Origin of the sequence: Streptomyces olivoverticillatus, assembly GCF_014203555.1 — a bacterium.
Taxonomy (GTDB): domain Bacteria; phylum Actinomycetota; class Actinomycetes; order Streptomycetales; family Streptomycetaceae; genus Streptomyces; species Streptomyces olivoverticillatus.
On record NZ_JACHJH010000002.1, the window covers coordinates 74,443 to 100,071 of the forward strand.

Consider the following 25,629-nt stretch of genomic DNA (forward strand, 5'->3'; position numbering starts at 1 on the left):
GGCGAAGAGGGAAACGCATGCGTGACAGGGCTCGTGCTCAAAACCGGAGACGGGTCGGCACTGCGGTCGCTGTCAGCGGCCTGCTGCTCGTCGCCACGTCGTCGGCGTCGGCCCAGGCGGACACGATCCGTTCCCGGCAGTGGCATCTAGATGCCATGCACGCCGACGAGATGTGGAAGATCAGCACAGGCGCGGGTATCACGGTGGCCGTGATCGATTCGGGTGTCGACGACACTCTCCCCGACCTCCAGGGCCAGGTCTTGGAGGGTAAGGACTTCACGGGCAAGCCTGGTGGTGCGCATACCGATACGGAAGGGCACGGCACAGGTATGGCCGCGTTCATTGCCGGGACGGGCAAGAGGGGTGAAGAGACCGGATCTTATGGCCTCGCGCCAGGGGCAAAGATCCTTCCGCTCCGTGTGGCCGGGGCCGGCAACTTCGTCAAGGGCTCTGCGGCTATGGCGAGCGCGATCCGATACGCGGCTGACTCTGAAGCAAAGATCATCAACATCTCGATGGCCGGTGGTGGAGAAAGCCCCGAAGAAGACCGGGCCATCGAGTATGCGTTGACCAAGGGAAAGCTGATCTTTGCCGGTGTCGGAAACACGGGGGACAAGAGCAACATGCTGGAGTACCCGGCCGCTTCACCAGGGGTCATCGGTGTAGCCGCGACTGATCAGGACGGCAAGGCGGCGTCCTTCTCTCAGCATGGCCCACAGGTTGACCTAGCCGCGCCCGGAGTCGACATGATTGCCGCCTGCCCAGGAGGCAGCGGAACCTGCCGAAGCAAAGGCACAAGTGATGCCACCGCCCTGGCCTCCGCCTCCGCAGCCCTCGTCTGGTCCGTCCACCCTGACTGGACGGGCAACCAAGTAGCCCGTGTCCTGATCAACACGGCAGGCGCCCCCCAAAGCGGCGCCAAACGCACCGACGCCATCGGCTACGGCGTGGTCCGCCCCCGCATCGCGCTCCAAAACCCCGGCGACCCCGGCCCGCCCGACGTGAACCCGCTGCCGGGCCCGGACAATGCGGCGGACGGCAAGTCCGCCGGAGACAAGGTCGCCAAGCAACCGACTGCAGCCGCAGAAGGCAGCGACAAGGGCAGCGGCGGACTCGGCTCAAAGTGGATCCTCATAGGAGGCGGCGGAGCTGCCATCGTGATTGGCGGAGCCGCAGCTGCGGCATTCGTGATCACACGCCGCCGTAAGTCGCTCTACCCATAACCGCTGTGTCGCGTTGCACAGTCCAACAGGTTGTGCGCAGCGCACCCTTGCGACTCACCATGTGTACTTTCAGCCGTGCAACCAAGGAGGCCGCACCATGCCGGACGGGCAACTTTCCGAACGATGGGACCGGGCGTTCAACCCGCACCGCTACGGCGCAGACGGCGAACCCGCCCCAAACGCAGGCCAATCGGATACCCGCATGCGTCTCGCCTCGGCAGCGTCCGGCAACGGAGGCGGCGACACCCACAAGGCGACCAGCACGCCGTGAACCATGGCCTCCGCCGCTGCCGGAGAGGTCCACCAGAGTGTCGAAGCAGGTATCACCAATTTCACCAAGGCTCACGGGGACTTCAAAAGTGGCACCGCGGGCTTCGCCAGTGCAACTGCTCTGAGTGACATCCTCGTCGGATGGGAGTCCCGCTTCTCTGCTGTACGGGACAAGTGCAAGGGACTGGACGATGAATTGAAGAAGGCAGGATCCGAGTTCGACTCCCACGAACACGGTACGAAGAAGTCGTTCGACAAGCAGGGGAAGTAGTCGACCGTGGTGACCCTGGACGAGCTGAGCAGGCTCGACATCGGGAAGTTCAAGAGGGCCGCGGAGGCGTGGGGTTCGATGAGTAATCGCGCCAGCGAAGCCAGACGCCGTGTGGACAGCGACATGGTGGCCCGCGTCCATGACACCCAACAGGGCGAAGCAGCCAATACCGCTGTCAGCAGCATGATGCTCCTCAGCCGCAACTATCAGTACATACACACCGAGTGTGGCCTCGTTCAAAGGGCACTTAGCGGCCTCGCCGAAGAACTGACTGCTCCGCAGAGAAAGCTGAAGCAGGCACTTGAGGATGCTGAGCATCTAAAGTTTACCGTCAAAGAAGACGGCTCGGTTGGATTTCCGCGAAGTGCATCGTCGACGCTCCCAGTTCCGATGCTCCCACAGCCAGCCCGGCCCGGTAATGTGTTGTTGCCGTCGAACTCGGCGGACCCGAATGAGATCAAAGCCCGAGAAATTGCAGATCGTATCGGCAGCGCAATTGACGAGGCGAATGAGATCGATGGTCGATACGCCAGGGCATTGGCGAGCCTCGGTACCAACGACCAGCTGGACAAGACTGCCCCGCCGGACACTTTGGCGCAAACCCATTTGACGTCCGAAGATGTCGAATACGGTCGACCCAAAAAATTCGCTAGTGGTACGGTCAAGCCTGCAGCGGAATTTCTGAGCTACCGCTCATGGTGCAACAGTTTGGACTCGGCTCTCCATGGAGAGGTGGGGCAAGGCTTGGGACTACTTCATGGGCGGTACCCCGTCCTATTCTGGCGGCCTGGTCAGTAAGGGCCTTGAGAAGAATATCGGTGGTGGCGGGCGTCACCGTAAACCCTCGGCCGTCAACAGGATCGGAAGTTTTGGCGGAAAGGTGTTCGGAGTTCCAGTCGCACTTGTGGCCACTGCTGTGGACTATTATTACACGCCCCCCGGTGAATTCGACAGAGATAAAACAAAGGACACCAATGTCAGGGCCCCAGGTGATCCTGGTGGTCGTCCAGTGAAGTGGAAGTAGTAATGGCGAGCCGTGACCCTGGTAAGCGATGGAGCGCGCGCTGGGCTCAGTCGCCGATATTCGCTACTAGTCGAACGCTGATTCTCGGAATAATTGCGTCCGTGGCTGGTTTCGCTGGAGCGATTAGCGAATTGGCCCGCGGTGGGGCAATTCTCACTGCTCTGGCTCTACTAGGCGTTGGTGCCCTCGGACTGTTTCTGGCAGTCGCTTACGTCGTCCAATATGCCGACAGGCCACGTCGGTCTCGGCGCTGAGGCTGATGGAGTGGAGTGATGGTCAACGGCGTCCCTGGCTTCTTTCAGGTCGCGCCCGTGGCCTCACGGTTGGCCTTGATGGCCTGGACCTTCTTGCCGTCCCGTACGAGTGCGGTCACCTGGTCAAGTTCCGGGGTTCTCTCGTCGATGCACAAGTGGTTCAGGGTCAGGTCGAGTTTGTGCTCGACCCGGGCGAGGCGCCGATCGTTGGACCAGCGGCGGATGCTGATGGCGTGGCGGAGAGGGCAATCGTCTTGAGTGCGATGGCTCCCGACGGCATGGCTGGTCTGCGTGCGGTTTGACGTTCAGTGAGGGGCAACAGCTGCATTTAGGCCAAGCTCTGGGCTCGGAGCCTGGCTTGACCTCAAGCATGGTTGGGTTTCTACGTTTGTGCTCACCGGCCGGGATTCGCGATGGATCCCGCAACGACCCACAGGTGAGGACGCTGCCATGGAGTACTCGCACGACGACGCCGGACTCGTTTCGCAGCCGATCGGCTACTGGTCCTGGGCCGCCTCCGACGCGGTGGTCACGTACATCCGCACCGAGCTGTCTCAGTTCGGCGTCACGCAGCCCCAATGGTGGGTGCTCAACCAGGTGATGAGCGGCGAGAACGGCCGGACCCGGGAGCAAGTGACTGCGGTGCTGAAGGGTTACCTGGGTGTCGGGGACGCGCTCGGCCCCGAGATCGACGGCCTCCTGGAGGAGGGGCTGCTCGTACTCGACGACGAGCGCCTCCGGCTGACCACCGAGGGCCGCGACCTGCAGCGCCGGATCGCAGAGCGTCAGAGGGGCATCCGGGGAGTGGTTCACGACGGCATCGACGACGAGGAGTACGTCCGCACCCTCAAGGTGCTGCAGCGAATGATCCACAACGTTGGCGGTAAGGCTTGGCACCACTAGGGTGTGCCTCTTCTGTGGGGTGTGCTGCCGAGGCCGCCGCTCTGGTATGAGCGGCGGCTTGGTGTGACTGGGGCTACGCCATGCGGTCGACCGCTTCCTTGGCTTCCTTGAGGTCCGCTCCGGTGATCTCGCGGTAGGCCTTGATCGCGTGGATCTTCTTGCCGTTCCGCAGGTGTTCGGTGACTTGCGCCAGTTCCGGCTCGGTCTCGCTGAGGCCCAGGTGGTCGAGGATCAGGTCGAGCTTGCGCTCGACTCGGGCGATTCGTCTTTCGGTTCGCTTGATAGAGTTCTGGGCGCTTCCGGCGCCCAGTCCCACGGCGAGGATGACGAGGCTGGCGAGAGTCAGTGTTTCCATGCTCTTTTTCTGATTCCTAGCGTGGTCTTACAGCAGGTGATCAAGCTCGCCACGCTTCGCGGCTTCGATGAAGTTGCGGAGGCCTTGTGGTGTGGTGGTGACCAGTTCGTGGGGGGCGCTAGTTTCGCGGAGTATCGGGGTGCCGTCGGTAGTGTGGCCTATTTGCAAGCAGGCGTTGCCGCCGTTGGCGCAGAGTGGTTCCTGCCAGCGGATCTCGGGCATGGTGGGCCTTTCACAGCTGTTGAACAATGGCGTGGATGAAGTCGCGTGACTTGGATTCGTCGAGGACGCAGGGTTCCATCATGTCGAAGAGCTTGCGGTAGTTGACGAGTTGTGTCGCGGAGTCGATGAACGCGGATCCGTGTGAGGTGTCGAGCTGGACGGTGTCCAGCTGTGGGACTTGTCCGCATGCGTAGAGAATGGTCTGCCCCGCTCCCGGGAAGCCGCCGGCAGAGAACGGGATGACTCTGAGGCTGATGCGATCGTGTTCGCTAGCGCCGAGTAGGTGCCTGAGCTGGGATCGGGCGACGTCGCGGCCGCCGAACTGCATTCGCAGGGCGCTCTCGTGGACAACTGCGTCGTACGAGGGTGCGTCATCCCGGTCGAAGACCCGTCGGCGTTGCAGGCGGAATGCGACGCGGAGATCGACTTCATTGTTGGGCAGTCCGGGAATGACCAGGTCGAAGATTGCACGGGCGTGGTCCTCGGTCTGGAGGAGTCCGGGGACGTGGGAGGTCAATGCGTTGCGGATCCGGCGGGCGTGCCATTCAAGCTCGGCGATGTCCAGGAAGAAGGCGGGGAGTGACGATCTGTACTCCTCCCACCAGCCTTTGGTCTGGTCGCGGGCCATGTCGGCGAGTGCATTGATCAAATCGTGGTCAGTGCACTGGTAGTTGCCGGCGAGTGTGCGCACGCGAGTGGGGCTGATGCCGAAGCGGCCTGCTTCCGTGTTGGAAATGCGGGTGCGGTCGACGCCGAGCAGGGCGGCTGCATCCGAGGCTGACAAGCCGGCCGCTTCGCGCAGCTGACGCAGTGCGGCTCCCAGGCGGCGTTGGCGGATAGTCGGGTTGCTTCTCGGCGGCATGCGGTGGGCCTCTCCCTGAATCTGGCGAACAGTCTGCCGCCAGGCGGCGACGAGATCCAGCGCCGTCATGAGGAGCACACGGCTTCCGGTAAGTGAGTAGCACAGGGCTTCCCCCTGCGCTACTGTCGGTATCGCTCGGCTCACACGCCGTGGGCATGCTCGGGCTGTCCACGTGCGAGAACTCCACCCCCACACGCCCCTGCGTCTGGAGTGACTGCGCATGACCAACATCGCCCTCTGCTCATCCGGTTCGTCCTCGCCCGCCCCCTCGGCCGGCCCCTCCCGCGCCAATCTCAACTACTCCCTCGGTCTCCCCGGCGGCGCCTACTGCCTCGGCATGGCCCGGACCGTCGTTGGGCGGCTTCTCGCGCAGCACGGGCTCGGGGACATGGCTGAGCTCGGGGTGTTCGCCGCCTCCGAACTCCTCGGCAACGCCGTCACGTTCACCCCCGGGCGCGAGGTCAATCTCGCCGTGCGCTGGCGCTTCGGTGTGCTGCGGGTGACCGTCTTCGACGAGCATCCCCCACACGCCGCAGGCGCCGCCACCGCCTGCCGGGCGTACCGGCGGAAGGCGCTGTCCGCCCTGGAGGCCGTCGTGGACGAATGCGGCGGCATCCTCGGGGTCACCGATGCGGAGCAGCCGCTCGCCGGGAACCGGCTGTGGGTCGTCGTGCCGCGCGAGGCAGGCAAGCACTATGCCGAGCTCTGAAGAGCGGCGCTGCCCGCACACCGCGGGCTGGTTGGAAGACGGCGGCGTCTCGCAGTGCCGGGCCTGCGGCGTGCTGCGGTTCGCGGACTACGGGGCCGTACGACCCCCCCGGGCTGCCGCTGCCCTCAGTGCCCGAAGTAGACCCGCAACGCCAGCCACACCGGCCCCGGACACGCCAGCGCCCCCGTGATGGCATATCGCGTTGCCGCGCTCAGGCGGAAGAGCCTGAGGGCGTGCCAGATGGCCGTCAGGACGACGCCCGCCAGGGCCAGGACGCCGCCGACCTGCAGGAGGAACTGCGCCGCTTCCCTCGGGTGCTCGTCTGCGGCGCCCCAGGCGGCGATCATCAGCGCGACCGCCAGGCACAGGGCGGTGGTCTTGGCCGAGATCGCCCAGAGGGTGATGGCCAGAGCCGTCATGAAGCGGTTTCTGCGCGAGGGCTGCGCGGGCATGGTCTGCATGGTGAGCATCCTGCGACGCATCCGCTGCGGCGTTCATGAGTGCCGGTACTCAACCGGCCGTAGGCGCAGGGGTGAGTATCCGCACGGATGTGCCCCTCGCTACCGCCCGCCTAGCGTCTGCGGCATGGAAATCGAATCCGCCTCGGCCAAGTCGAACCCCGGCTCCGCGTTCGCCGTCTTCGTGGGGGTCGTGGCGCTGTGGCTCTTCGCCGGGGCCACGTTCTTTCTTCTGCCCCTGTCCGTCATGGCCAGCGACGGATGCTTCGAGGGCGATGCCCGCACTATCTGTACCGCCACCGGGCAGCAGGTCGTCGGCTTCCTTCCGCTGATGACCGCGCCCATCGCTGCCATCGCCGGCACCTGGGGTCTGTTGGCCTCCGGGGACAAGCCGAAGCTTGCGTACGTCGTGGCGATCGTCGCGCTCGTCCTCGTATGGGCGGTCGTCGGGGCGATCACCAAATAACACCCCTACCTCAGAGGCCGTGGCGGGAATCGAACCCGCGTAACTCGCTTTGCAGGCGAGTCCCTGAACCACTCGGGCACACGGCCAAGTCCCCCTGGGAAAGCGGGACGTCTACGACCATAGAGGCGCCCTGCCGCAGCCTCAATGGTGCCCGCGCCGCTGCCATGTGACCGACACACCCCGTTTACGTACCCCCGCGCAGAAACTCCTCCACCAGTGGCCGGAACATCTCCGGCTCGTCCACCCACGGGTAGTGGCCCACCTCGTGCAGTGGCTGCAGCCGGGCGGAGCGGAAGGACGCCGCCACCGCCTCGCCCGCGCGCATGCCCGTCACCGCGTCGCGGTCGCCCGTGACGACCAGGACCGGGCAGTCCACCCCGTGCAGGCGCTCCAGCAGCTCCATGCGGGTCGCCTCGTCCACGCCCTGCCAGAAGCCCGCGCGCGGTACCGGGTTCAGTTGTTCCGGTTCGGTGGCCGCGTGGGCGCGCTGTGCGGCGTCCCAGCGGGCGTACGCCATCGGGGCCGCGCGCAGCAGCAGTGAGCGGACCTCGGTGAGGTCGCTGGTCTCCGGCAGGGTGTGGACGGCCACGTACGCGTCCACCCACCACTCCTCCGTCGCCCGCGACTCGAAGATCTCCTCGGCGTCGGAGGGGAGTTCGCCCTGCAGGCGGGAGCCGGGCGTCACCAGGACGAGATGGGACAGGCGCTCCGGATGGGCACCCGCGTACGCCTGGGCCGTGGCGCACGCGGCGTCGTGGGCCAGGAGGGGGAAGCGGTCGAGGCCCAGGTGGACGCGGAGGGCCTCCAGGTCGCGGGCCAGTGCCGGGAAGGCGTACGCCGCCGGATCCGACGGCGGCGGGGACGCGCCCGTGCCGCGGCCGTCAGGGACGATCAGCGTGTGGTGCGCGTCCAGGCCGCCCAGGTCGCCGAGGTACGCGGCATCGCGGGCCGGGCCGCCCGCCAGGCAGACGAGAGGCGCCTCGCCGGGGACCTTCCCCAGCACCCGGTAGTGCAGTTCAGCTGCGTCGTATGAGGTGTAGTGGGGCATAAGTCAAACTTTGCCGGATATCTCCCGTGATCCAGAAGCAAGCCGCACCTCCCTGCCCCCCAATCCCAAATTCCGCTTATGATTCCGGGGTGTTCGACTCCCGGCACATCAAGACCTTCCACGCGGTCGTCACCGCGGGGTCGTATTCGGCTGCCGCCCGCGCGCTCGGCTACACCCAGCCCGCGATCACCCAGCAGATGAAGGCCCTCGAACGGGCGGTGGGCTCACCGCTCTTCACCCGCGTCGGCCGGCGGATGCGGCTGACGGAGGCCGGTGAGGCCCTCGCCCGGCACGCCGAGATCATCCTGGAGACCCTCACGGCTGCGCAGCAGCAAATGAGCTCGCTGACCCGGCTGCGCGCCGGGCGGGTGCGGGTGTGTGCCTTCCCCAGCGCCGGGGCCACCTTGATCCCGGAGGCGCTGGCCCGGCTCGCCGCCGACCACCCCGGTGTACGGGTCGAACTGCTGGAGGGCGAGCCCCCGGACTCGCTCAGCCGGCTCGTCCGCGGCGAGTGCGACATCACCCTCGCCTTCACCTACCCGGGCCTGCGCGAACAGGTCCCCGAAGAGCTGGTCGAAATCCGGCTCCTCGAAGACCAGATGACCGTGCTGCTGCCCATGGGGCACCCGCTCGCCCGCCGCCGGGCCGTCAAGCTCGCCGATCTCGCCGACGAGCGCTGGATCGCCGGCTGTCTGCGCTGCCGCGCCAACTTCCTCCACGAATGCGCCGAGCAGGGCTTCGCACCCGACATAGCGTTCACAACGGACGACATCCTCGTCGTGCAGTCGCTCGTCGCCGAGGGGCTGGGAGTGGCGATGATGCCGGGGCTGGTGCTGTCCTTCCTCAGGCACGACAAGATCACCGGACGGGCCCTGGACCCCGCCGCCCGCCGCCAGGTTTCCGCCTACGTCCTGCGCGAGCACCTCAGGATTCCGGCCACCGCGCTCGTGCTCGACGAGCTCAAGGCGGCGGCCGCCCGGCGCGTCGGCTGCTGACCCGCGCCGGGGCCTGCCACCCGATCCATAAGCCCAGGTTTACGTCACGGCAAAAGACTGTCGTTGGACGTGATGGATCAGTCGCCCCGACGCTGCACCTATGACCACACCTACCGCAGCCCCGACGACCGCACGCCTCGACGAACTCGTCCGCGACGTCCGGGAGGCCGTGGGCCGCGGCCTGCCGCCCGACACGACGGCCTACCTCGTCGGCGAGCGGCTCTCGGTCCACCTCGGCGCCCGCGACCTGCTGACCGACGAGCAGTGCGAGGGCGACCCCGAAAGCTACCGCCAGCACATCCTGCACGCCGAGTCCGACGGCAGCTTCTCGATCGTCGCGCTCGTATGGATGCCCGGCCAGCAGACCTGCATCCACGACCACGTCTCGTGGTGCGTGACCGGCGTCCACCAGGGCACCGAGAGCGAGCGGCGCTACCGCCTCGTCCCCGACGGCACCACCGCGCGCCTCGTCGCGACCGAGGACGTGGTCAACCACCAGGGCGACGTCTGCGGCTTCGCGCCGCCCGGCGACATCCACCGGGTCCGCAACGCCTGCTCGTCCATCGCCATATCCCTGCACATCTACGGCGCCGACATCTCCCGCCTCGGCTCCAGCGTCCGCCGCGTCTACGACCTCCCGGCCGACGAACTCTGATGGCCGTCATCGATTCCAAGGCCGGTGTCACACCGCCGCAGACCGTCCCCGCCCCGCCGCGTCCCGGCAAGCTCCCCGGCCTGGCCATGGCCGCCGCCGGCGTCGCCCTCGCCTGGGCCGTCCATCTGCTCGTACCCGCCGTGCCCATGCTCACCGCCGCCGTGGTGCTCGGCATCGCGGCCGCGCACCTGCCGTGGATACGGACCCGGGTGCGCGGCGCCGGGCGGCCCGGGCTGACGCTCGCGGGCAAGCGGCTGATGCGGACCGGCGTCGTGCTGCTCGGGCTCAAGCTCAGCCTGGACGACGTGCTCGGGCTCGGCTGGGCCACCGTCGTGATGGTCTTCGCGGTGGTCGCGGCCACCTTCTTCGGCACGCTGTGGCTGGGGCGTCGGCTCGGGCTGCGCGGCGATCAGCCGCTGCTCATCGCCACCGGGTATTCGATCTGCGGCGCCTCCGCGATCGGCGCCGTCAGCGAGGTGTCGGGCAGTGACGAGGAGGACGTGGCGACGTCCGTGGCGCTGGTGACGCTGTGCGGCACCCTCGCCATCGCCGTGCTGCCGCTGCTGCACCACCCGCTCGGGCTGGCCGACGCGCAGTTCGGCCGCTGGGTCGGGGCGAGTGTGCACGACGTCGGGCAGGTCGTGGCCACCGCGCAGACCGCGGGCCCCGACGCGCTCACCGACGCCGTGCTCGTCAAGCTGATGCGGGTGGCGCTGCTGGCGCCGCTCGTGGCGGCCGTCGCCCTGTCCGTACGGCAGCGGCGGCAGGCGGCGCCCACGGGCAAGCGGCCCGCGATCATCCCGCTATTCGTCCTCGGCTTCCTCGCCATGGTGGCCGTGCGCACGACCGGTGTGCTGCCGGGCGGCGCGCTCGACGTCGCGCAGCACGCTCAGGAGCTGCTGCTCGCCGCCGCCCTCTTCGGGCTCGGCAGCGCGGTGCACCTGCCCTCGCTCGTCCGCACCGGCGGGCGCGTGGCGGCGCTGGGGCTGTGCTCCTGGGTGGTCGTCGCGGGCGTCTCGTACGCGGGTGTGCTGCTCACCACGTAGCCGCGCCCGGGAGGGGACGGGGCCCGGTGATCCACCGGGCCCCGCTGCGTTCACGAGCCGTGGTTCACGAGCTGTGGATCACAAGCCGTGGATCACGAGCTCTGGTTCACGAGCTCTGGTTCACGAGCCGTAGAGCTCGGTCATCTCGGTGATCGTGTCGTCGGAGCCCACGGCCACGTCGTAGAAGTTCTGGCCGTAGCAGAATTCCTTGGTGTCCGGCTTGGTGGCCATGTTGCCGCCCTTGCGCTCCGGGTCCGCGCACAGCTTGACGTGGCCGATTCCGGACAGCTGGTCGCCGGTGGGCTTTGCGCGGTCCTCGGGGCCGTTCTTGCCGATGACGGTCACCTTGGAGCCGGGCTTCCAGTGGTACGTCTTGTCGTCGCCCTCGGAGTGGTAGGCGGCTCCCTCGTGCATCGACGAGTTGCAGGCCATCTTGGCGTCCTTGGCGGTGACATTGTTCATCGCGCCCGTGACGCTGTAGACCTGGATGAACTTGTGGCCCTTGGCGAGCGTCGGGCAGTCGCTCTTGCCGCCGCCCTTGCCCTTGTCCCCGCCCTTGTCGTTCTTGTCACCCTTGTCGCCGTTGTCCCCGGCGGGCTGAGACGGGGCCGCGCTGGCCGAACCCTTGGCGTCGCTCTTGCCGCCGTCGTCGCTGGGCCCGCAGGCGGTCAGGGTGAGTGCGCCGGAGACGAGCAGCGCAGCGGCGATGACATGCCGAATGGAAATGACGATCCCCCAAGGGTGCGGCCCGGCGCCGACCGCCAGGCGAGCTATGCGAGTTGGGTCCGCTCGGCGCAGGGCGCGGCGTCGACCTCGGCCGAAGTGTATAGGCATGGGCATGGCGAAAAATCGCCTGTTTGCATGATCATGATCGAACCGCGACCGAATCACGACCGAGCCGTGGCTGACCTGCAGCAGAGCGCTCGGAGGGGACCGAAGCAGGGACCAAAGCCGTCGTCCTCGAACGCCGGGCGGGCCGAATCTGCCGAATGTGACCTCGGTCCCACCCCCGGGTGAGCCCCCCGCGTCTCCGCCGGAGGCCCTCGCCGACGCGGGTAGGCTGACGCGGTTGCCGACCGCCGACCCCGCCGACGGAGACCGTGACTACCACCACCGCCAACCACCATCTCTCGCCCGCCTTCCCCGGCCGGGCCCCCTGGGGTACCGCCAACAAGCTGCGCGCCTGGCAGGAGGGCGCGATGGGGAAGTACCTCCAGACGCAGCCGCGCGACTTCCTCGCCGTCGCCACCCCGGGCGCCGGCAAGACCACCTTCGCGCTCACCCTCGCCTCCTGGCTGCTGCACCACCACGTCGTCCAGCAGGTGACCGTGGTGGCGCCCACCGAGCACCTGAAGAAGCAGTGGGCCGAGGCCGCGGCCCGGATAGGCATCAAGCTCGACCCGGAGTACAGCGCGGGCCCGCTGGGCCGCGAGTACCACGGCGTCGCCGTGACCTACGCGGGCGTGGGCGTGCGGCCCATGCTGCACCGCAACCGCTGCGAGCAGCGCAAGACGCTCGTCATCCTCGACGAGATCCACCACGCCGGAGACTCCCGGTCCTGGGGCGAGGCGTGCCTGGAGGCCTTCGAGCCGGCCACCCGCCGGCTGTGCCTGACCGGCACGCCCTTCCGCTCCGACACCAACCCCATCCCCTTCGTCACGTACGAGGAGGGCAACGACGGCATCCGCCGCTCGTCCGCCGACTACACCTACGGCTACGGCAACGCCCTGGCCGACGGCGTCGTGCGGCCGGTCATCTTTCTCTCCTACAGCGGCAACATGCGCTGGCGCACCAAGGCGGGCGACGAGCTGGAGGCCCGGCTCGGCGAGCCCATGACCAAGGACGCCGTCTCGCAGGCCTGGCGCACCGCCCTGGACCCGCGCGGCGACTGGATGCCCAACGTGCTGCGCGCCGCCGACAAGCGGCTGTCGGAGGTCCGCAAGTCCATCCCCGACGCCGGGGCGCTCGTCATCGCCTCCGACCAGGACTCCGCGCGCGCCTACGCCAAGCTCATCCGCGAGATCACCGGCGAGGGCGCGACCGTCGTCCTCTCCGACGACAACGGCGCCTCCCAGCGCATCGACGACTTCTCGCACGGCGACTCCCGGTGGATGGTCGCCGTCCGCATGGTGTCCGAGGGCGTGGACGTACCGCGGCTGGCGGTCGGCGTCTACGCCACGACGATCTCCACGCCGCTGTTCTTCGCCCAGGCCGTCGGCCGCTTCGTGCGATCGCGGCGGCGCGGCGAGACCGCCTCCGTCTTCGTGCCCACCATCCCCACGCTGCTGACCTTCGCCAACGAGATGGAGGTCGAGCGCGACCACGTCCTGGACAAGCCGAAGAAGGACGGCGAGGAGGACCCGTACGCCGAGGAGGACAAGCTCCTCGCCGAGGCCGAGCGGCAGCAGGACGAGGACACCGGCACCGACGACCAACTCTCCTTCGAGGCCCTGGAGTCCGAGGCCGTCTTCGACCGGGTGCTCTACGACGGCGCCGAGTTCGGCATGCAGGCCCACGCGGGCAGCGAGGAGGAGCAGGACTACCTCGGCATCCCCGGCCTCCTGGAGCCCGACCAGGTGCAGCTGCTGCTGCAGAAGCGCCAGGCCCGGCAGATCGCGCACAGCCGCAAGCGGCCGGACACCGATGCCGACCTCCTCGAACTGCCCGCCGAGCGGCGGCCGGTGGTCACGCACAAGGAGCTGCTGGAGCTGCGCAAGCAGTTGAACACGCTGGTCGGTGCGTACGTCCATCAGAGCGGCAAGCCGCACGGCGTCATCCACACCGAGCTGCGCCGGGTGTGCGGCGGCCCGCCCAGCGCCGAGGCCACGGCCGGCCAGCTCAACGAGCGCATCAAGAAGGTCCGGGAGTGGGCCACCCGCATGCGCTGACGCGTACCGGCGGGGCCCGCACGCTCTCCTAGGGCCCCGCCGATTCGGCAAATCCACCCTCGCAGTCCCGTAAAACGTCTGCGCCCTGCCCGGATTGTGGGCAGACTCTTCCGCTGAGCGGACCGGCGGCGCTACGGTTCCGGTCACGCATACGCCCCGTGGCAGCGCCGCCGCGGAGCGCAGCCGGTGCCATGCGTCAAGCGGCCGGCGGCCTCTCCTCGCGCGCTGCCGGACGGGAACGGCGGCGCAACCCCACCCATGAAGAGGCCGCCATTCATCGGAGGAGGGGCGTCTTGACCGCGGAGACTTCGCAGACGCTCGACCGGGGACTGCGGGTCCTCAAACTGCTCGCCGACACCGACCACGGACTGACCGTGACCGAGCTGTCCACCAAGCTCGGCGTCAACCGCACCGTTGTCTACCGACTACTGGCCACCCTGGAGCAGCACGCACTCGTCCGCCGCGACATCGGCGGCCGGGCCCGAGTGGGCCTGGGAGTGCTGCGGCTGGGGCGGCAGGTGCATCCGCTTGTGCGGGAAGCGGCCCTGCCCGCCCTGCGGTCGCTGGCCGAGGACATCGGGGCCACGGCCCATCTCACGCTCGTCGACGGCGCCGAGGCGCTCGCGGTCGCCGTCGTCGAGCCGACCTGGACTGATTACCACGTGGCCTACCGCGCCGGATTCCGGCACGCGCTGGACCGCGGCGCCGCCGGGCGCGCGATCCTCGCCGCCCGCCGCGGCGAGGCCGACAACCCCGGATACGCGCTCACCCACGGCGAGCTGGAAGCCGGGGCGAGCGGGGCGGCCGCGCCGCTGCTCGGGGTGTCGGGCATCGAGGGGAGCGTCGGTGTGGTCATGCTCACCGACTCCGTCCCCCAGCGGATCGGCGCCCGCGTCATGGAGGCGGCGAAGGAGGTGGCGGAGGCCCTGCGCTAGCTGTACAGCCCGGAGAGGCAGGGGAGACGCAGCCCGTCCGGCGCCCGTCGGCGAGAACGGGAGGCGCCGTGTGTCACGGGCGCCTCCCGCGTCAATTAGATTCACAGCATGCCCGCTGCAGACTCCACCCCTGCCAAGCCGTCCGCGAAGGACAAGCGCGTGCGGACCCTCGCCGTCTGCGCCGCGCCCGTCGTCGCCCTGCTCGCGGTGGCCGCGCTCGTACCGCTGCCGTTCGCCATCGCCGAGCCCGGCTCGACGGTCAACGTCCTCGGCTCGGACAAGAACCACCAGGTGATCACCGTCACCGGCGCGCCCAGCCGCAAGACCAGCGGGCAGCTGCGCATGACGACCATCACGGCGACCGGCCCGGCCGTGGAGATCTCCCTCCCCGACGTCGTCGACGGCTGGTTCCGCACCGACCGCGCCGTCATGCCGCACGACGCCGTCTACCCGGCCGGGCAGACCGATCAGGAGGTGGAGCAGCACAACGTGGCGGAGATGAAGAAGTCGCAGGACTCCGCCACCCAGGCCGCGCTGCGCTACCTGGGCCGCTCGCCCAAGGACGTCAAGGTCGACCTCCGCCTCGCCGACATCGGCGGGCCCAGCGCCGGCCTGCTCTTCGCGCTGGGCATCGTCGACAAGCTGGACGGCGACGGCCGCGGCGGCGACCTGACCGGTGGCCGTACGATCGCGGGCACCGGCACCATCGATCCGGACGGCACCGTGGGCGCGGTCGGCGGGGTGTCGCTCAAGGAACAGGCCGCGAAGCGCGACGGCGCCACCGTCTTCCTCGTGCCCAAGGACGAGTGCTCGGACGCCAGTGCCGAGCTGCCGCGGGGCCTGCGGCTGATCCCCGTCACCGAGCTCAAGGGCGCGATCGACGCGCTCAAGGCCCTCGCCTCGGGCGGCAACGTCCCCAGCTGCCCGGCCGCCTGAGCCGGGCCCCCGGGGCGCGCCCTGCCGTTCAGTCCTCCGAAGCCTGCTTCACCAGCGGGATGATCCGCAGCGGCACCGGGTTCTCCATCACGATCGCCGTGGACGCCCGCACGATGCCGTCGAAGCCCACCACCTTGTCGATCACCCGCTGGAGGTCGGCGTTGGAGCGGGCCACCAGTCGGCAGAGCATGTCGCCCTGCCCGGTCGTGGTGTGCAGCTCCAGCACCTCGGGCACGCTCGCCAGGTGCGCGCGCACGTCCGTGCCCTGCCCCTGCTTGATCTCCAGCGTGGCGAAGGCCGTCACCGGATAGCCCAGCGCCGCCGGATCCACCTGCGGGCCGAAGCCGCGGATCACCCCCTGGGACTGCAGCCGGTCCAGGCGCGCCTGCACCGTGCCGCGCGCCACCCCCAGCCGCCGGGAGGCCTCCAGCACCCCTATCCGCGGCTCCTCCGCCAGCAGCTCGATCAGCCTGCCGTCCAAACGATCGATCACCCTTTCCCGCCTCTCCTGCGCATCGTGTACAGAACGCCCGGCGCGTCCCGGGCACTGCTGGGCAGAATGCCCAGCGAAGACGCAAACTATTGCGCACCTTGTGGATCGGAGAGACGCTGCGGCCATGACTCAGACCACGGATCACACCCCCGACACCACACGGCAGGCGGACCCCTTCCCGGTCAAGGGGATGGACGCCGTCGTCTTCGCCGTCGGCAACGCCAAGCAGGCCGCCCACTACTACTCCACCGCCTTCGGCATGAAGCGCGTCGCCTACAGCGGACCGGAGAACGGCAGCCGCGAGACCGCCAGTTACGTCCTGGAGTCGGGCAGCGCCCGCTTCGTCTTCACCACCGTCATCAAGGCCGCGACCGACCACGGCCGCTTCCTCGCCGAGCACGTGGCCGAGCACGGCGACGGCGTCGTCGACCTGGCCATCGAGGTGCCGGACGCCCGCGCCGCGTACGCCTACGCGCTGGAGCACGGCGCCACCGGCCTGGAGGAGCCGTACGAGCTGAAGGACGAGCACGGCACGGTCGTCCTCGCCGCCATCGCCACGTACGGCAAGACCCGCCACACCCTGGTCGAGCGCTCCGGCTACACCGGCCCCTACCTGCCGGGCTTCGTCGCCGCCGAGCCGATCGTCGAGCCCGGCGACCGGCTCTTCCAGGCGATCGACCACTGCGTCGGCAACGTCGAGCTCGGCAAGATGAACGACTGGGTCGGCTTCTACAACAACGTCATGGCCTTCACCAACATGAAGGAGTTCGTGGGCGACGACATCGCCACCGAGTACTCCGCCCTCATGTCGAAGGTCGTCGCGGACGGCACCCGCAAGGTGAAGTTCCCGCTCAACGAGCCGGCCATCGCCAAGAAGAAGTCGCAGATCGACGAGTACCTGGAGTTCTACGGCGGCCCGGGCGTCCAGCACGTCGCGCTGAACACCAACGACATCGTCGCCACCGTGCGGGCCATGCGCGCGGCCGGCGTGCAGTTCCTGGACACCCCCGACTCGTACTACGACACGCTCGGCGAGTGGGCGGGCGAGACCCGGGTGCCCGTCGAGACGCTGCGCGAGCTGAAGATCCTCGTCGACCGCGACGAGGACGGCTACCTGCTGCAGATCTTCACCAAGCCGGTCCAGGACCGCCCCACGGTCTTCTTCGAGATGATCGAGCGGCACGGCTCGATGGGCTTCGGCAAGGGCAACTTCAAGGCCCTCTTCGAGGCGATCGAGAGGGAGCAGGAGCGTCGGGGCAATCTCTGAGTTGCGGTGCCCCGAGCCGGGGCGGGCCGGAAATCGTCGCCCTCAAACGCCGGGCGGGCTGTTTTTGGACCCGCCCGGTGGCAGGGTGAGGCCATGAGCGATCTGATCGGGCAACTGTGCGCGGGGCTCCCCGCCGACTCCGTCCTGACCGACCCCGACATCACCCGCTCCTACGCCAACGACATGGCGAGCTTCTGCGTGGCAGGGGCGCCCGCCGTGGTCGTGCTGCCGCGCACCGTCGAGCAGGTGCAGCACGTGATGCGCACCGCCACCGCGCTGCGCGTGCCCGTCGTGCCGCAGGGCGCCCGGACCGGACTGTCCGGCGCCGCCAACGCCACCGACGGCTGCATCGTGCTCTCGCTCGTCAAGATGGACCGCATCCTGGAGATCGACCCCGTCGAGCGGATCGCCGTCGTCGAGCCGGGCGTCGTCAACGCGGTGCTCTCCCGCGCCGTCGCCGAACAGGGCCTCTACTACCCGCCCGACCCCTCCAGCTGGGAACAGTGCACCATCGGCGGCAACATCGGCACCGCCTCCGGCGGGCTGTGCTGCGTCAAGTACGGCGTCACCGCCGAATACGTCCTCGGCCTCGATGTCGTCCTCGCCGACGGCCGGCTGCTGACCACCGGCCGCCGCACCGCCAAGGGCGTCGCGGGCTACGACCTCACCCGCCTCTTCGTCGGCTCCGAAGGCAGCCTCGGCGTCGTCGTACGAGCCGTCCTCGCCCTCAAGCCCGCGCCGCCCGCTCAGCTCGCCCTGGCCGCCGAGTTCCCCTCCACGGCCCAGGCGTGCGAGGCGGTCCGCCAGATCATGGCGCGCGGGCACGCGCCCTCGCTGCTGGAGCTCATGGACGGAGCGACTGTACGGGCCGTCAACGCCATGGCGAAGATGGGCCTGCCGGAGACCACCGAAGCGCTGCTCCTCGCCGCCTTCGACACCCCCGACCCCGCCCCGGACCTGGCCGCCGTCGGCGAGCTGTGCACCGCGGCCGGAGCCACCCAGGTGGTGCCCGCCGAGGACGCCGCCGAGTCCGAGCTGCTGCTGCAGGCCCGCCGGATGGCGCTGCCCGCGCTGGAACGGCTGCGGCCCGCCACCATGATCGACGACGTGTGCGTGCCCCGCGCACGGCTCGCCGCCATGCTCGACGGCACCGCCGCCATCGCCCGCCGGCACGGCCTGACCATCGGCGTCTGCGCCCACGCGGGAGACGGCAACACCCACCCAGTCGTCTGCTTCGACCCCGCCGACCCCGACGAAGCGCGCCGCGCCCGTGTCTCGTTCGACGAGATCATGGCGCTCGGCCTGGAGCTGGGCGGCACCATCACCGGCGAGCACGGGGTGGGCCTGCTCAAACGCGAGTGGCTGGCCAAGGAGGCCGGGCCGGTGGCGATGGAGATGCAGCGCGGCATCAAGGCCGTCTTCGACCCGCTCGGCCTGCTCAACCCCGGCAAGGTGCTGGCCGCTTCGGACCCGGCGGAGCACACCCCCGGCGGCCCCGACGGTCACTCCATCGGGTTCCTCGCGCGCACGGAGGGCGAGCCCTGAGGGGCTACTGCGCCTCGGGCGTCAGCAACTCCCGCAGCGACGTGTCCAGATCGAGCCGGTCGCGCTCCGCGCCGGGCGGCACCATCCGCATCGTCAGCTCCAGCCACCCCGACACCGCCGCGGCCGGGAGGGTGACCAGCGCCTCGCCCAGTGGTGAGGACAGCGCCATGCACACCACCGCCCGGCCGCCGGTCCGGCCCGGCCAGACGCGCACATCGCCCTCCCCGGCCGCCCGGAAGACCCCGGCCGCCAGCAACTCCCGGGCGAAGGTCCAGGTCACCGGCGATATCGAGTCGACGTGGAAGGTGATGCAGGCGGCGTACGGATCCGCCGTGCGGTAGCTCAGCCGGGCCGGGACGGGCACCACGAGTTCCGGCGACAGCACCAGGCTCGCCTGCAGTTTTCGTTCCACCACGGTGTGCATGAAATGCGCCTCTCTGATCTGTTCTTTCGGCGCGGGCCCTCGCTCGGCGCGGGCTCGCAGTGGTGGAGAGGGCGCAGGGCACGGATCATTACGCGACTTCACGCCACCGATTCCGGAAAATTTCGGCGGGGTCGCAGTCGCACGTGTGAGTGGTCCGGGGGCGGGGAGGACCACAGAGGAGAGAGCGGTCTGGTAGACCTGATGGCTACCCCAGTACGGCCGAGCAGATACGGGACACCGGAGACCATGAGCGCACCTACCTCGGGATCCGCCGACAATACCCCTCAAAACGGGTATTACCCCGACCCGTCGATCCCCGGCTACATCCGTTACTGGAGCGGCACGGCCTGGGTGCCCGGCACGAGCCGTCCCGCGCCCGCCGAGGGCGAGCCGATGCCCGCGCCGCCCGCCTCGGTCTCCGCCCCCGCGCTGCCCGTGCTCGCCGCGCCCGTCCCGCCGACGCCCGAGCGGCAGGCGCGGCCCGCGGCGGCCGTGCAGTCCCCGGAGGAGACCGGCCCCGTCTTCCTGGACGAGGAGCCCGCTCCGGCCGCCGAGCCGGCTGCCGCCTGGCAGGCGGACGCAGGGCGGCAGGAGGGCTTCGGCGGCGAGAAGGACCGGCGCGTCTCCTGGGGCGGCCAGGCCCCGGCCGTCCCGGCGGCCCGCGACCCGCGGCTGCCGGACACCCCCGTGCCCGCGGCCACGGCCGGCGCCGAGGCACAGACCGCCGAGGGCGCGCACCAGGGCACCCTGAACCTCCGCCCCAAGCCGCACGGTTCCGCCCCCGGCGGCCCGCCGGCCCCCCTGCCCATGCCCCCCGCCCAGGCGCAGGGGCGCGCCCAGAGCCCGGCGCGCGCGTCCGGCCCCGACCTGCCCGCGGCCGCCTCGCCCGCCCCGCAGGCCTGGCCCGAGCAGCGCACCCGGGAAGTCCCCGCCGAGGAGGGCGCCGCCGCCCTGCCCGTCCGGCGCGAGCAGCAGCAGCTCGCGCCCGCCCAAGTGGGCTGGGCCCAGCAGGTGCAGCAGCTCGCCCAGCAGCAGCCGGGCGGCGAGGGCGTGATGCCCTGGAAGCCGCCCGTCGACGACCCCTTCCTGCGGGCGGCGCAGGCGGAGGGCCGCCCCGCCTCGCTCGGCCGTCGGCTGGCCGCGCGGCTGCTGGACACGGCCGTCCTCGGCGCGGTCGTGGTGGCGGCCGCCGTGCCGCTGTGGAACAAGTCGGTCGAGCACATCGACGCCAAGATCGACCAGGCCAAGCAGTCCGGCCAGACCGTCACGGTCTGGCTGCTCGACGGCACCACCGGCGCCTATCTGGCCATCGTGCTGGCCGTCCTCCTCGTCGGCGGCGTGCTCTACGAGGCGCTGCCCACGGCCAAGTGGGGGAGCACGCTGGGCAAGAAGCTCTTCGGGATCCGGGTGCTGGGCATCGAGTCGCACGACCTGACGCCGTTCGGGTCGGCGCTGCGCCGCTGGCTGGTGTACGGGGTGCTGGGGGTGCTGGCGGTGGGGGTGTTCAACGCCATGTGGTGCCTGTTCGACCGGCCCTGGAGGCAGTGCTGGCACGACAAGGCGGCCCGTACGTTCGTGGCGTCGGCGAAGGGCTGACTCGAACGGCATACGGCCGGATGCGGGAAGCGGAGCGCTGGGTTCTACTCGGGCCATGAGCACCGATCAACCGACGCCGGAGAACGACCCCTTCAAGAAGGGGCCGGAGCCCCCGCCCTATCCGGGGTCGGGGGCAGGGGCGGGCGGCCCGTACGGCGGCCCCGGTGGCCAGGGCGGGCCCTACGGCGGCGCCCCCGGCGGCGGGCCCTACGGCGGCGCCCCCGGCGGCGGCCCGTACGGCGGTGCCCCCGACCCGCTCGCGGGCATGCCGCCGCTGGCGAACCGGGGCAAGCGGCTGCTCGCGCGGATCATCGACGGGCTGCTGGTGGGCGTCCCCATCAGCGTGATCTTCTACGGTGCCACCTGGGGCAGCAACCCCTGGAACGACCAGGCCAAATCCACCAGCCTGTCGATCATCATCGCCGTCGTCTACTTCGTCTATGAGGGGCTGATGCTCACCTCGCGCGGGCAGACGGTGGGCAAGATGGCGATGCACATCCGCGTCGCCATGCTGGAGAACGGCGCGATCCCGGCGGGCAGGCCGGGCTGGACGCGCGCCGCGGTCTACAACCTGCCGGAGATCGTGCCGTGCTGCGGCTTCATCTTCTGGCTGGTCAACGTCCTGTGGTGCACCTGGGACGATCCCTACCACCAGTGCCTGCACGACAAGGCGGCGAAGACGGTGGTCGTCTCAACCGTGCAGTGAGTGCTCGCCGACCGCCGAGCCGGCATGGGCGGGGGTCCGCTGCCCGGCCGCCGGAGCGGCGGCGCGCCGCCCCGCCTTGCGCGGCAGGGGCGCGCTGTGCGCGACCAGCAGACCGAGGGCGAGTGCGGCCAGCGCAATGACGGCGACGCCCGCGCCCGACCGTGTCTGCGACAGCAGCAGCATCGCAAGGGTCGAGAAGACTACGGTGGCCGAGCCGTAAGCGATCTGTGCAGGGGTCGGACGCGGCATGGCGGGACCGTCCTCAAGGCATCGACAGGGGCGTGGAGTCGGCTGGTTCGTACCGCACTCCGACTCTACGGTGCTCTCTGCCCTAGGGGAACTGGCGGTAAGCGTGACCTAACCCACGGTACCGGGAGCACAGGGAGCGCACGGGGTCGTCCGGGGGTCAGGATGTGCGACGGGCACGGGCGTTGACCCTGTCCGTGACGTCCGATATCGGCAAGTTAAAGGCTGCGTAACGTACTTGCTTGGCTGGGCACAGTCAAGATCTGTCTTTTCCGGCGTCTCTCCGGTCAAATACCTCCACAGTTCTTACTGGGGAGGACACTCACAAGTGAACAGCAGCCAACGGAGGGTCGTCAGATCCGCCGCCGTGGCCACCGTGGCCGCCGCCCTGGGCGCGGCCGCCCTGACCACGGGGATCGCGCAGGCGGCGAGCCCGACCAGCTCGCCCGTCGTTCAGCGTCAGGACCCGGCACAGGCCGAGCGCGGCGTCGAGCACGACCTCAAGGGCCCGTTCAGCAAGCAGCAGGAAGCACAGCGCAAGTCCGCGCTGCAGCAGCTGATGTCGGGGAACGCCAAGACCGAGCAGCGGGACGGCTCGCAGGTCGTCCAGCTCGGCAAGGGCAAGTACGTCGAAATGGCCCGGCAGAAGACCGACAAGATCTTTACGATCCTGGTCGACTTCGGCGACAAGGTCGACGACACCACCATGTACGACCCGGACGGGCCCGACGGCCCCAAGCCGCCGGTGAAGAAGTACGGCGGCACGCCCGGCCCCGCGCACAACAAGATAGCCAAGCCGGACCGTGCCAAGGACAACAGCACGGCCTGGCAGCAGGACTTCGACCGCCAGCACTACCAGGACCTCTACTTCTCGCACGACAAGAAGAAGGAGTCCCTCGCCAAGTACTACGAGAAGCAGTCCTCGGGCCGCTACTCGGTCGACGGCCAGGTCACCGACTGGGTACGGGTGCCCTGGAACGAGGCCCGCTACGGCTCCAACTACTGCGGCTCCACCAACTGCCCCAGCGCCTGGGACCTGGTGCGCGACGCCGTCAACCAGTGGGTGAAGGACCAGAAGGCCGCGGGCCGCAGCGACGCCGACATCAAGGCGACGCTCGCCCAGTACGACCAGTGGGACCGCAACGACTACAACCACAACGGCAACTTCAACGAGCCCGACGGTTACATCGACCACTTCCAGATCGTGCACGCCGGCGAGGACGAGTCCGCGGGCGGCGGCGCCCAGGGCAAGGACGCCCTCTGGGCCCACCGCTGGTACGCCTACGGCTCCGACGCCGGCAAGACCGGCCCCGCGAACAACAAGGCGGGCGGCACCGAGATCGGCGACACCGGCATCTGGGTCGGCGACTACACCATGCAGCCCGAGAACGGCGGCCTCGGCGTCTTCGCCCACGAGTACGGCCACGACCTGGGCCTGCCCGACGAGTACGACACCACCGGCACCGGTGAGTCGTCCGTCGCCTTCTGGTCCCTGATGTCCTCCGGCTCCTGGCTCGGCACCGGCAAGGACACCATCGGCGACCTCCCCGGCGACATGAGCGCCTGGGACAAGCTCCAGCTCGGCTGGCTCAACTACGCCAAGGCCAAGGCCGCGACGAGGTCCACCCACAAGCTGGGCGTCGCCGAGTACAACACCAAGGACAAGCAGGCGCTCGTCGTCGACCTGCCGGCCAAGAAGGTCACCACCGATGTGGTCAAGCCGGCCGAGGGCAGCAAGCAGTGGTGGTCCGGCCAGGGCGATGACCTGAAGAACACCCTCTCCAGGACGGTCGACCTCACCGGCAAGTCCAAGGCCTCCCTCGACCTTTCCGGCTGGTGGGACATCGAGGCCAACTACGACTTCCTCTACGCCGAGGTCTCCACGGACGGCGGCGCCAACTACACGCCCCTCGACGGCACCGCCGACGGCAAGCCGATCACCCGCGACGGCAGCGACAAGCCCGCCCTGACCGGCACTTCGGGCGCGTACAAGAAGCTGGCCTACTCGCTGGACGCCTACGCGGGCAAGAAGATCGACCTGCGCTTCCGCTACGCCACCGACGGCGGCACCTCCGGCAAGGGCTTCACCGCCGACGCGATCTCGCTGACCGCCGACGGACAGACCCTCTTCACCGACAACGCCGAGGGTGACGACAACGGCTGGACGTCCAAGGGCTTCTCGCGCATCGGCGCCTCCTTCACCAAGGAGTACCCGCAGTACTACATCGCCGAGAACCGTCAGTACGTCTCGTACGACCAGACCCTGAAGGCCGGCCCGTACAACTTCGGCTGGAAGACGGCGAAGCCCACCTGGGTCGAGCACTACCCCTACCAGACCGGCCTGCTGATCTGGCAGTGGGACACCTCGCAGCCCGACAACAACGTCGGCGTGCACCCGGGCAGCGGCCGCATCCTGCCGATCGACGCCCACCCCAAGCCCGAGAAGTGGGCCGACGGCACCCTGATGCGCAACCGCTTCCAGGCCTACGACTCGCCCTTCAGCTGGTTCCCGGCGCAGGGCTACACCGTCCACTCCGACGGCGTGGCCGCCCACGTCAAGGGCAAGCTCGGCGTCCCGGTCTTCGACGACCACAAGAACACCTACTACGACGCGTCCAACCCCACGGGCGGCGTCAAGATCAACGACACCAACACCCGGATCAGGATCCTCTGGCAGGCCCCCGGCGGCTCCACGATGACGGTCCAGGTGGGCCCCTCCACCAAGTGACCCCCCGGTAATCCACAACACCGCAGGTCACCAGCGCCTCGGCCGTCGCCCCCTGGCGGGCGGCGGCCGTTCGCGTCGAGAATGCCAGGGGTGGACCCCAGGGCAAGGGAGGCGTGAGGCCGATGGCAGGCGGTGGATTCGCGAGGCTCCCCGACGGCAGCGTGGTCGTGGCCCTGTCCCTGGCCGCCCCGCCCGGCGGCATACGCACCGGCACCCCCATACGCGTCCTGGTGCGCGCCGCCAACCGCCAGCGGGCCCTGACCCGGCTGCGCAACCTGGGCCTGCGCGCCGTCTACCTGCGCGGCAACACCGAGCCACCCACCCCGGACGAGATCAGCGCCGTCCTCTACCACCCCGAGGGCCTGCTCTGGCGCTCCGCGCCGCCCCAGGACACCGAGTCCTGGCACCCCATAGGCCGCCTGCTGCGCCGCAGCCCGGCAGGCGCCGCGTAACGGGCTCCCAGGCGGCCCTCAGCCGACCTGGACGACCGGTTTGCCGCTGAGCTCCACTCCCGCGTCCCGCAGCTCCTCCAGGGCCCGCTGCGTGGTGTGCGGGGCCACGCCCGCGGTGAGGTCCAGCAGGACGTGCGTGTCGAAGCCCGCCCGCGCCGCGTCCAGCGCGGTGGCCCGGACACAGTGGTCCGTGGCGATGCCGACCACGTCCACGACCGTCACCCCGCGCCCGCGCAGCCAGTCCGCGAGCGTCGTGCCGTTCTCGTCGGTGCCCTCGAAGCCGCTGTACGCGGCCGCGTAGGCGCCCTTGTCGAAGACGGCGTCGATCGCGCCCGAGGCGATGACCGGCGCGAAGTTCGGGTGGAAGCCGCTGCCCTCGGTCCCCGCCACGCAGTGCGGGGGCCAGGAGTGCTCGTAATCCGGGTGGGCGGAGAAGTGGTCCCCGGGGTCGATGTGGTGGTCGCGCGTCGCGACGACGTGCGCGTACCCGGCGGGCGCATCGCCCACCAGGTCGGTTATGGCTGCGGCCACGTCGGCGCCGCCCGCCACCGCGAGGCTGCCGCCCTCGCAGAAGTCGTTCTGCACGTCGACGATGATCAGTGCACGGTTCATGGTGCAGATCCTTTGCGGAAGGGCCTTCGGCCGCCAGTGC

General features: G+C 69.5%; 28 protein-coding genes, 1 tRNA gene and 1 pseudogene. 19 read left to right on the forward strand and 11 right to left on the reverse strand.

Features of this window, described 5'->3' with window-relative positions:
- The first annotated feature begins 17 nt into the window (after positions 1 to 17).
- From mycP to FHS39_RS05740, 4 genes are all read left to right on the forward strand, one after another.
- Positions 18 to 1,223 carry a type VII secretion-associated serine protease mycosin gene (mycP, locus tag FHS39_RS05725; protein WP_184346890.1) on the forward strand — a complete coding sequence of 402 codons (1,206 nt, stop codon included), beginning with the start codon at positions 18 to 20 and terminating at the stop codon, positions 1,221 to 1,223.
- A gap of 274 nt (positions 1,224 to 1,497) precedes the next feature.
- Positions 1,498 to 1,764: a hypothetical protein gene (locus FHS39_RS05730; protein WP_184346892.1), complete on the forward strand. Its 267-nt coding sequence runs from the start codon at positions 1,498 to 1,500 to the stop codon at positions 1,762 to 1,764.
- Positions 1,765 to 1,770: 6 nt separating this feature from the next.
- On the forward strand, positions 1,771 to 2,562 hold the full coding sequence (locus FHS39_RS05735; RefSeq protein ID WP_184346894.1) for a hypothetical protein: 792 nt from the start codon (positions 1,771 to 1,773) through the stop codon (positions 2,560 to 2,562).
- Between the two features lie 930 nt (positions 2,563 to 3,492).
- Positions 3,493 to 3,945 (forward strand): MarR family winged helix-turn-helix transcriptional regulator, encoded by a 453-nt coding sequence (locus FHS39_RS05740; RefSeq protein ID WP_184346896.1) that lies wholly within the window; start codon positions 3,493 to 3,495, stop codon positions 3,943 to 3,945.
- Between the two features lie 73 nt (positions 3,946 to 4,018).
- Here the strand turns inward: FHS39_RS05740 and FHS39_RS05745 are convergent, their stop codons facing one another.
- The 3 genes from FHS39_RS05745 to FHS39_RS05755 are packed head-to-tail and all read right to left on the reverse strand — an operon-like array spanning position 4,019 to position 5,453.
- Positions 4,019 to 4,300 carry a ribosomal protein L7/L12 gene (locus FHS39_RS05745; protein WP_184346899.1) on the reverse strand — a complete coding sequence of 94 codons (282 nt, stop codon included), beginning with the start codon at positions 4,298 to 4,300 and terminating at the stop codon, positions 4,019 to 4,021.
- A 27-nt stretch (positions 4,301 to 4,327) separates the two neighbouring features.
- A complete protein-coding gene (locus FHS39_RS05750; protein WP_184346901.1) occupies positions 4,328 to 4,522 on the reverse strand; it encodes a DUF397 domain-containing protein in 195 nt (64 codons plus the stop codon).
- A gap of 10 nt (positions 4,523 to 4,532) precedes the next feature.
- Positions 4,533 to 5,453 (reverse strand): helix-turn-helix domain-containing protein, encoded by a 921-nt coding sequence (locus tag FHS39_RS05755; RefSeq protein ID WP_343069386.1) that lies wholly within the window; start codon positions 5,451 to 5,453, stop codon positions 4,533 to 4,535.
- Positions 5,454 to 5,604: 151 nt separating this feature from the next.
- Here FHS39_RS05755 and FHS39_RS05760 point away from each other — a divergent pair, with 151 nt between their 5' ends.
- The gene (locus tag FHS39_RS05760; protein WP_184346903.1) at positions 5,605 to 6,093 is read left to right on the forward strand and encodes an ATP-binding protein; all 489 of its coding nucleotides are present in this window, start codon (positions 5,605 to 5,607) and stop codon (positions 6,091 to 6,093) included.
- Positions 6,080 to 6,283 carry a DUF6255 family natural product biosynthesis protein gene (locus FHS39_RS25985; RefSeq protein WP_221462457.1) on the forward strand — a complete coding sequence of 68 codons (204 nt, stop codon included), beginning with the start codon at positions 6,080 to 6,082 and terminating at the stop codon, positions 6,281 to 6,283. The genes FHS39_RS05760 and FHS39_RS25985 overlap by 14 nt, the downstream gene beginning before the upstream one ends.
- Here FHS39_RS25985 and FHS39_RS05765 read toward each other — a convergent pair.
- Positions 6,219 to 6,554, reverse strand: a complete 336-nt coding sequence (locus tag FHS39_RS05765; protein WP_184346905.1) for a hypothetical protein — start codon at positions 6,552 to 6,554, stop codon at positions 6,219 to 6,221. The genes FHS39_RS25985 and FHS39_RS05765 overlap by 65 nt on opposite strands.
- Before the next feature lie 124 nt (positions 6,555 to 6,678).
- Here FHS39_RS05765 and FHS39_RS05770 point away from each other — a divergent pair, with 124 nt between their 5' ends.
- Entirely contained in the window at positions 6,679 to 7,017 is a 339-nt protein-coding gene (locus FHS39_RS05770) for a hypothetical protein (protein WP_184346907.1), read from the forward strand.
- Between the two features lie 14 nt (positions 7,018 to 7,031).
- Here the strand turns inward: FHS39_RS05770 and FHS39_RS05775 are convergent.
- Together FHS39_RS05775 and FHS39_RS05780 are read right to left on the reverse strand one after the other, a co-directional pair.
- Positions 7,032 to 7,103: transfer RNA gene (locus tag FHS39_RS05775), tRNA-Cys, on the reverse strand.
- A 98-nt stretch (positions 7,104 to 7,201) separates the two neighbouring features.
- Positions 7,202 to 8,065 carry an alpha/beta fold hydrolase gene (locus FHS39_RS05780; RefSeq protein WP_184346910.1) on the reverse strand — a complete coding sequence of 288 codons (864 nt, stop codon included), beginning with the start codon at positions 8,063 to 8,065 and terminating at the stop codon, positions 7,202 to 7,204.
- Positions 8,066 to 8,154: 89 nt separating this feature from the next.
- On the opposite strand from FHS39_RS05780, the gene FHS39_RS05785 reads away from it, so the two are divergent.
- The 3 genes from FHS39_RS05785 to FHS39_RS05795 all read left to right on the forward strand — a co-directional run bounded on the left by FHS39_RS05785 (position 8,155) and on the right by FHS39_RS05795 (position 10,761).
- Positions 8,155 to 9,060: a LysR substrate-binding domain-containing protein gene (locus FHS39_RS05785; protein WP_184346912.1), complete on the forward strand. Its 906-nt coding sequence runs from the start codon at positions 8,155 to 8,157 to the stop codon at positions 9,058 to 9,060.
- 100 nt (positions 9,061 to 9,160) lie between these two features.
- On the forward strand, positions 9,161 to 9,715 hold the full coding sequence (locus tag FHS39_RS05790; protein WP_184346915.1) for a cysteine dioxygenase family protein: 555 nt from the start codon (positions 9,161 to 9,163) through the stop codon (positions 9,713 to 9,715).
- Entirely contained in the window at positions 9,715 to 10,761 is a 1,047-nt protein-coding gene (locus tag FHS39_RS05795; protein ID WP_184346917.1) for a YeiH family protein, read from the forward strand. The genes FHS39_RS05790 and FHS39_RS05795 overlap by 1 nt, the downstream gene beginning before the upstream one ends.
- A gap of 120 nt (positions 10,762 to 10,881) precedes the next feature.
- Here the strand turns inward: FHS39_RS05795 and FHS39_RS05800 are convergent, their stop codons facing one another.
- Positions 10,882 to 11,601, reverse strand: coding sequence for a hypothetical protein (locus FHS39_RS05800; protein ID WP_184346919.1), 720 nt, complete (start codon positions 11,599 to 11,601; stop codon positions 10,882 to 10,884).
- A gap of 260 nt (positions 11,602 to 11,861) precedes the next feature.
- On the opposite strand from FHS39_RS05800, the gene FHS39_RS05805 reads away from it, so the two are divergent.
- The 3 genes from FHS39_RS05805 to FHS39_RS05815 all read left to right on the forward strand — a co-directional run bounded on the left by FHS39_RS05805 (position 11,862) and on the right by FHS39_RS05815 (position 15,520).
- Positions 11,862 to 13,649, forward strand: a complete 1,788-nt coding sequence (locus FHS39_RS05805) for a DEAD/DEAH box helicase family protein (protein WP_184346921.1) — start codon at positions 11,862 to 11,864, stop codon at positions 13,647 to 13,649.
- A gap of 293 nt (positions 13,650 to 13,942) precedes the next feature.
- Positions 13,943 to 14,584, forward strand: a complete 642-nt coding sequence (locus FHS39_RS05810; RefSeq protein WP_184346923.1) for an IclR family transcriptional regulator — start codon at positions 13,943 to 13,945, stop codon at positions 14,582 to 14,584.
- A gap of 108 nt (positions 14,585 to 14,692) precedes the next feature.
- Positions 14,693 to 15,520 (forward strand): S16 family serine protease, encoded by an 828-nt coding sequence (locus FHS39_RS05815; protein ID WP_184346925.1) that lies wholly within the window; start codon positions 14,693 to 14,695, stop codon positions 15,518 to 15,520.
- 28 nt (positions 15,521 to 15,548) lie between these two features.
- Here FHS39_RS05815 and FHS39_RS05820 read toward each other — a convergent pair whose 3' ends face one another.
- Positions 15,549 to 16,013 (reverse strand): Lrp/AsnC ligand binding domain-containing protein, encoded by a 465-nt coding sequence (locus FHS39_RS05820; protein WP_184346927.1) that lies wholly within the window; start codon positions 16,011 to 16,013, stop codon positions 15,549 to 15,551.
- A gap of 124 nt (positions 16,014 to 16,137) precedes the next feature.
- Between FHS39_RS05820 and hppD the strand changes: the two genes are divergently transcribed.
- Both hppD and FHS39_RS05830 read left to right on the forward strand, forming a co-directional pair.
- Entirely contained in the window at positions 16,138 to 17,280 is a 1,143-nt protein-coding gene (gene hppD / locus FHS39_RS05825) for a 4-hydroxyphenylpyruvate dioxygenase (RefSeq protein ID WP_184346930.1), read from the forward strand.
- Positions 17,281 to 17,373: 93 nt separating this feature from the next.
- Positions 17,374 to 18,735 (forward strand): annotated as a pseudogene (locus FHS39_RS05830) (FAD-binding oxidoreductase); the annotation flags it as partial.
- A 94-nt stretch (positions 18,736 to 18,829) separates the two neighbouring features.
- Here FHS39_RS05830 and FHS39_RS05835 read toward each other — a convergent pair.
- Positions 18,830 to 19,249 carry an SsgA family sporulation/cell division regulator gene (locus tag FHS39_RS05835; RefSeq protein WP_184346935.1) on the reverse strand — a complete coding sequence of 140 codons (420 nt, stop codon included), beginning with the start codon at positions 19,247 to 19,249 and terminating at the stop codon, positions 18,830 to 18,832.
- Positions 19,250 to 19,495: 246 nt separating this feature from the next.
- On the opposite strand from FHS39_RS05835, the gene FHS39_RS05840 reads away from it, so the two are divergent.
- Both FHS39_RS05840 and FHS39_RS05845 read left to right on the forward strand, forming a co-directional pair.
- Positions 19,496 to 20,845: an RDD family protein gene (locus FHS39_RS05840; RefSeq protein ID WP_184346937.1), complete on the forward strand. Its 1,350-nt coding sequence runs from the start codon at positions 19,496 to 19,498 to the stop codon at positions 20,843 to 20,845.
- A 55-nt stretch (positions 20,846 to 20,900) separates the two neighbouring features.
- Complete coding sequence (locus tag FHS39_RS05845; protein WP_184346939.1) at positions 20,901 to 21,551, forward strand: RDD family protein; 651 nt, start codon at positions 20,901 to 20,903, stop codon at positions 21,549 to 21,551.
- Here FHS39_RS05845 and FHS39_RS05850 read toward each other — a convergent pair.
- Positions 21,537 to 21,800, reverse strand: a complete 264-nt coding sequence (locus FHS39_RS05850) for a hypothetical protein (protein WP_184346941.1) — start codon at positions 21,798 to 21,800, stop codon at positions 21,537 to 21,539. The two genes, FHS39_RS05845 and FHS39_RS05850, sit on opposite strands and share 15 nt — an antisense overlap.
- Before the next feature lie 325 nt (positions 21,801 to 22,125).
- On the opposite strand from FHS39_RS05850, the gene FHS39_RS05855 reads away from it, so the two are divergent.
- Positions 22,126 to 24,525 (forward strand): immune inhibitor A domain-containing protein, encoded by a 2,400-nt coding sequence (locus tag FHS39_RS05855; protein ID WP_184346953.1) that lies wholly within the window; start codon positions 22,126 to 22,128, stop codon positions 24,523 to 24,525.
- A 122-nt stretch (positions 24,526 to 24,647) separates the two neighbouring features.
- Positions 24,648 to 24,977 carry a hypothetical protein gene (locus FHS39_RS05860; protein ID WP_184346955.1) on the forward strand — a complete coding sequence of 110 codons (330 nt, stop codon included), beginning with the start codon at positions 24,648 to 24,650 and terminating at the stop codon, positions 24,975 to 24,977.
- An 18-nt stretch (positions 24,978 to 24,995) separates the two neighbouring features.
- Here the strand turns inward: FHS39_RS05860 and FHS39_RS05865 are convergent, their stop codons facing one another.
- Complete coding sequence (locus FHS39_RS05865; RefSeq protein ID WP_184346957.1) at positions 24,996 to 25,589, reverse strand: isochorismatase family protein; 594 nt, start codon at positions 25,587 to 25,589, stop codon at positions 24,996 to 24,998.
- Positions 25,590 to 25,629 lie beyond the last annotated feature (40 nt).

Coding starts and splice junctions, on each gene's coding strand:
- FHS39_RS05815 (WP_184346925.1), top strand. CDS start 14,693: ATGCCCGCTGCAGACTCCACCCCTGCCAAGCCGTCCGCGAAGGACAAG.
- FHS39_RS05760 (WP_184346903.1), top strand. CDS start 5,605: ATGACCAACATCGCCCTCTGCTCATCCGGTTCGTCCTCGCCCGCCCCC.
- FHS39_RS05745 (WP_184346899.1), bottom strand. CDS start 4,300: ATGGAAACACTGACTCTCGCCAGCCTCGTCATCCTCGCCGTGGGACTG.
- FHS39_RS05860 (WP_184346955.1), top strand. CDS start 24,648: ATGGCAGGCGGTGGATTCGCGAGGCTCCCCGACGGCAGCGTGGTCGTG.
- hppD (WP_184346930.1), top strand. CDS start 16,138: ATGACTCAGACCACGGATCACACCCCCGACACCACACGGCAGGCGGAC.
- FHS39_RS05765 (WP_184346905.1), bottom strand. CDS start 6,554: ATGCAGACCATGCCCGCGCAGCCCTCGCGCAGAAACCGCTTCATGACG.
- FHS39_RS05800 (WP_184346919.1), bottom strand. CDS start 11,601: ATGCCCATGCCTATACACTTCGGCCGAGGTCGACGCCGCGCCCTGCGC.
- FHS39_RS05750 (WP_184346901.1), bottom strand. CDS start 4,522: ATGCCCGAGATCCGCTGGCAGGAACCACTCTGCGCCAACGGCGGCAAC.
- FHS39_RS05850 (WP_184346941.1), bottom strand. CDS start 21,800: ATGCCGCGTCCGACCCCTGCACAGATCGCTTACGGCTCGGCCACCGTA.
- FHS39_RS05795 (WP_184346917.1), top strand. CDS start 9,715: ATGGCCGTCATCGATTCCAAGGCCGGTGTCACACCGCCGCAGACCGTC.
- FHS39_RS05845 (WP_184346939.1), top strand. CDS start 20,901: ATGAGCACCGATCAACCGACGCCGGAGAACGACCCCTTCAAGAAGGGG.
- FHS39_RS05730 (WP_184346892.1), top strand. CDS start 1,498: ATGGCCTCCGCCGCTGCCGGAGAGGTCCACCAGAGTGTCGAAGCAGGT.
- FHS39_RS05835 (WP_184346935.1), bottom strand. CDS start 19,249: ATGCACACCGTGGTGGAACGAAAACTGCAGGCGAGCCTGGTGCTGTCG.
- FHS39_RS05740 (WP_184346896.1), top strand. CDS start 3,493: ATGGAGTACTCGCACGACGACGCCGGACTCGTTTCGCAGCCGATCGGC.
- FHS39_RS05770 (WP_184346907.1), top strand. CDS start 6,679: ATGGAAATCGAATCCGCCTCGGCCAAGTCGAACCCCGGCTCCGCGTTC.
- FHS39_RS05865 (WP_184346957.1), bottom strand. CDS start 25,589: ATGAACCGTGCACTGATCATCGTCGACGTGCAGAACGACTTCTGCGAG.
- FHS39_RS05755 (WP_343069386.1), bottom strand. CDS start 5,453: ATGACGGCGCTGGATCTCGTCGCCGCCTGGCGGCAGACTGTTCGCCAG.
- FHS39_RS05790 (WP_184346915.1), top strand. CDS start 9,161: ATGACCACACCTACCGCAGCCCCGACGACCGCACGCCTCGACGAACTC.
- FHS39_RS05840 (WP_184346937.1), top strand. CDS start 19,496: ATGAGCGCACCTACCTCGGGATCCGCCGACAATACCCCTCAAAACGGG.
- FHS39_RS05780 (WP_184346910.1), bottom strand. CDS start 8,065: ATGCCCCACTACACCTCATACGACGCAGCTGAACTGCACTACCGGGTG.
- mycP (WP_184346890.1), top strand. CDS start 18: ATGCGTGACAGGGCTCGTGCTCAAAACCGGAGACGGGTCGGCACTGCG.
- FHS39_RS25985 (WP_221462457.1), top strand. CDS start 6,080: ATGCCGAGCTCTGAAGAGCGGCGCTGCCCGCACACCGCGGGCTGGTTG.